This is a genomic window from Streptomyces sp. NPDC005899 (assembly GCF_040629645.1).
Taxonomy (GTDB): Bacteria; Actinomycetota; Actinomycetes; order Streptomycetales; family Streptomycetaceae; genus Streptomyces.
Genome location: NZ_JBEXWB010000509.1, coordinates 1 through 3316, shown reverse-complemented (window position 1 = coordinate 3316; position 3316 = coordinate 1). Strand labels below are relative to the sequence as shown.

Annotated in this window: 4 protein-coding genes; 3 read left to right on the top strand and 1 reads right to left on the bottom strand. The window is 75.5% G+C overall.

The features are described from left to right. Positions 1–589 (bottom strand): phosphatase PAP2 family protein (locus tag ABZ371_RS30645; protein WP_358685771.1); only part of this gene is annotated, 589 nt, incomplete at its 3' end. A 213-nt stretch (positions 590–802) separates the two neighbouring features. Here ABZ371_RS30645 and ABZ371_RS30640 point away from each other — a divergent pair. The 3 genes from ABZ371_RS30640 to ABZ371_RS30630 all read left to right on the top strand — a co-directional run. Then, positions 803–1576: an IclR family transcriptional regulator gene (locus ABZ371_RS30640; protein WP_358685769.1), complete on the top strand. Its 774-nt coding sequence runs from the start codon at positions 803–805 to the stop codon at positions 1574–1576. After that, positions 1573–2421 (top strand): SMP-30/gluconolactonase/LRE family protein, encoded by an 849-nt coding sequence (locus tag ABZ371_RS30635; protein ID WP_358685767.1) that lies wholly within the window; start codon positions 1573–1575, stop codon positions 2419–2421. Before ABZ371_RS30640 ends, ABZ371_RS30635 begins: the two co-directional genes overlap by 4 nt. 98 nt (positions 2422–2519) lie before the next feature. Continuing rightward, the coding region (locus ABZ371_RS30630; RefSeq protein WP_358685765.1) for an aminotransferase class I/II-fold pyridoxal phosphate-dependent enzyme at positions 2520–3316 on the top strand (797 nt) is incomplete at its 3' end.

The window sequence follows — 3316 nt, the reverse complement described above, 5'->3', positions numbered from 1 at the left end:
GGCCGGGAGCCGGGAGCTGGCCACGGGTGGGGACGACGCCCCGCAGCGCGAACGCCGCGCCCACGCCCAGCATCGCGCCGGCCGCCACGTCGCTCGGATAGTGGACCCCGGTGTAGACGCGGGACGCCGCGACGGCCGCCGCCACCGGCGCCACGACAGCGCCCCAGCCCTTCGACTCCAGGGCGACGCCGGTCGCGAACGCGGCCGCCGAGGCGGCGTGCCCCGACGGGAAGGACGTGGTGAACGGCTGCCGCTTCAGCTGCCGTATCACCGGCACCATGTCCAGTATCGGACGATCTCTGCGTACCGCGCCCTTGCCCACCGTGTTGATGGCGACGGAGGCGACGGCCAGCGAGGCGACCCCGCGCAACGCCGCCCGGCGGGACCGCGCACTGCCGCCCAGTGCCGCCATGCCCGCGGCCGCCCCGAACCACAGCAGGCCGTGGTTGGCGCTGCGGCTCAGCCGGGGCAGGACGGGCTCGGCACCGGGCCAGTGTCTTTCGGCCACGCTGCGGAAGGCGGCGAGATCGAGTTCGTGGAGCCGGTGGCGCCAGCTCCGCGGAGAGGGGGTGCTGCTCGGTGTGGCCATGGGACAGCGAATACCCTGGCGACGGGCGGTGAATCCGCAGGCGCGCCCTGCGGACGGTGATGCATCCGGATTTGTCTGGTCACAAGCGATGAATTGCCCTGTGTCACCCCCATCACCCAGTCGTGGACATTGCCCGGACGAGCGGGCTACGGCTAGCCTGCGTTCGTTATCCCGGTCAATGGCCGGGGTGTCGAACGAGATGGGTGGGCGAACATGGGACGACTCGTCCCCGCGGTGACCAGGGCGCTGGACGTGCTCGAGCTGTTCCTCCAGGGCGAGGGCACCCTCTCCGCACCCGAGGTCACCCGCAAACTGCAACTGCCACGCACCACCGTGCACGAACTGCTCACCACCCTGGCGGCCCGCTCCTACCTGGTCACGGTCCCCGGGCAGCCGGGCCGCTACCGGCTCGGCGTGCGCACGTACCAGCTGGGCAGCCGGTACGCGGAACAGCTCGACCTGGCCGCCGAGGGGCAGCAGGTCGCCCGTGAGGTCGCCGAGACCTGCGGCGAGACGGTCCACGTGGCGATCCTGGAGGACACCGAGGTCATCTACATCGCCAAGGTGGACTCCACCCACGCGGTGCGCATGGTCTCGGCCGCCGGCCGCAAGCTGCCCGCCCACTGCACCGCCGTCGGCAAGCTGCTGCTGGCCGCCCTCCCCGAGGCGGAGCTCGACGCCCGCCTGGACGACACCGAACTCGTCGCCATGACCGACAACAGCCTCACCGACGCGGCGGAGCTGCGGGAGGCGCTCGCCGTGGTGCGCAAGCGGGGCGTCGCGGTCGAGCACCGCGAGTCGAATCCGGACGTGAGCTGTGTGGCGGCACCGGTCCGGGACCGGTCCGGCCGGGTCGTCGCCGCGCTCTCCATCTCCGTACCGATGATCCGCTGGAGCGAGGAGCGCGAGGCGGAGCTGGCCCGGCTCGCCGCGGGCGGTGCCGACGCGCTGTCCGGCCGGCTCGGGCACCACAGGGCGCAGGCGTGACGCCGGCCTGGGAGGTGGCCGTGCGCGAGCGGGCCGAGCTCGGCGAGGGCCCCACCTGGGACGCGGCGAGCGGGCGGCTGATCTGGGTGGACATACTCTCCGCCCGCGTCCACACCTACGCACCCTCGACCGGACGCCGCACGGTCATGGCCACCGAGCAGCACGTGGGCGCGGCCAAGCCGCGGGCCGGCGGCGGGCTCGTCGTCAACCTCCGGGACGGCGTGGGGCTCTACGACGCCGAGGGGGCGTTCTCCTGGCTGGTGCACGCCCCCGTCCCCGGGCGCCGGGGCAACGACGCGGCCGTGGCGCCGGACGGTGCCCTCTGGGCGGGCACCATGCGCTACGACGAGCGCGAGGCGGGCGGCAGCCTCTCCCGGATCGCCCCGGACGGCACGGTGACGGTCGTACCGGACGCGGTGACGGTCGGCAACGGCACCGGCTGGAGCCCGGACGGCCGGCTCATGTACTACATCGACACCCCGACACGGCGGATCGACGTGTTCGACGTGGACGGCGAGCGGGTCGTGAACCGCCGCCCGTTCGTCACCGTGGAACCGGGCTCCGGGTGGCCCGACGGGCTGACGGTGGACGCCGACGGCTGCGTCTGGGTCGCCTTCTGGGACGGTGCGGCGGTGCGGCGCTACACCCCCGACGGCCGGCCGGACCGGGTGGTGGACCTGCCGGTGCGGCGGCCCACCGCGTGCGCGTTCGGCGGACCGGGCCTGCGCGACCTGTACATATCCACCGCCCGGACCGGGCAGGACGCCCCCCACCCGCTGGCCGGCTCCCTCCTGGTGCTGCCGGACGCGGGGCACGGACTGCCGGGCACGGCCTTCGCGGGGTGACGCCGGGCCGCCCTACCGGACCCGGGTGCGGGGGCGGCCCGCGGGGAACCTCCGTATAAAGGGGCCTGAGGGTGTCGCCAGGCGGAGGAGGGCCCCGGATGCACTCGAGCGAGCGGAAGCGGCCCCGTCCCGGCCGGGAGGACCACGGCCCGGTACGGTACGGGCCGCCGGCCCCCGACCCCGGGCTGCCCGTCCTGCCCGAGCTCGCGGGTGTACTGGCCGCGTCGGCGGCCCGCCCCCGGCCCGAGCCGCCCGGCGGCGGCACGGCCCTGCGGGAGGCCGCCTGCGCCTACTGGGACCGGCGCGGCCTGCCCTGCGCCCCGCAGGACGTCGCCGCCGCGCCCGGCGCCCAGCCCCTCCTGCTCGCACTGATCGCCGCTCACGGCGGGGACGTGCTCATGCCCCGGCCGTGCCCGGCCTCCTGGATGCCGCAGGCCCGTCTCCTCGGGCGGCCCGCCTACCACGTGCCGACCCCGGCGGAGTGCGGCGGCGTCCCCGATCCGTACGCCCTGCTGGAGACGGTGCGCAGGGTACGCGCCGAGGGCGGGCGGCCCCGCCTGCTCCTGCTCTCGGTGGTCGACGACCCGACCGCGACCGTCGCCCCTCCGGAGCTGGTCAGGGAGGCCTGCGAGGCCGCCGTCGCCGAGGGGCTGCACGTCGTCAGCGACGAGACGTGGCGCGACACCCTGCACCGGGCGCACGACACGGTCCTGCTCAGCCCCGCCGAGATGTGCCCCGAGGACGTCACCGTCCTCACCGATCTGGCCGGTTCACTCACCCCCTCCGCCTGGCCGGTCGCCGTCGCCCGCTTCCCGGCCACCGCCCGCGCCGCCACCCGCCGGGCGCGCGTCCTGGACGTCCTCACCGCCCTCGGCGCGCTCGTCGCGGAACCCGT

Coding starts and splice junctions, on each gene's coding strand:
- ABZ371_RS30640 (WP_358685769.1), top strand. CDS start 803: ATGGGACGACTCGTCCCCGCGGTGACCAGGGCGCTGGACGTGCTCGAG.